General features: G+C 34.3%; 1 protein-coding gene. It reads right to left on the bottom strand.

Going from position 1 to position 318, the window contains the following annotated elements; all coding sequences use genetic code 11:
* A partial coding sequence (locus tag EYD46_RS17860) for a DUF2778 domain-containing protein (RefSeq protein WP_165454416.1) occupies positions 1 to 318 on the bottom strand: 318 nt, incomplete at both ends.

The raw sequence follows: 318 nt of genomic DNA, 5'->3' as shown, positions 1-318 counted from the left end.
CGCTTCTATTTTTATCCTTTAATTTTAGCTTTATTGCTTGACCAAAACCATAATCTAATCGTATTCCATATTTACCCCCAGCACCACCACTTTTATCTCCATTTTCTAGCCTTTCTTTACTGTCTAGTTTAATGAAGTAATTGCCTGATGGAATAGGTCCACCACCTTCTCCAGTATCGTGGTCATATTTTATATCTTGAGAATTTGGGTCATTAAGCCATTCTAATCTACCACTATTGGCAACTACTGACCAAGTAATTTTTTTATTAGCATCTTCGTGATACAAAGCTTTATCTGTGTAAATAAGTCTTTCTAAAC

The sequence above is a fragment of the Hyunsoonleella pacifica genome, from assembly GCF_004310335.1.
Taxonomy (GTDB): Bacteria; Bacteroidota; Bacteroidia; order Flavobacteriales; family Flavobacteriaceae; genus Jejuia; species Jejuia pacifica.
Note: the sequence above shows the minus strand (reverse complement) of the source record. Positions and strands in the feature narration are given on the sequence as shown.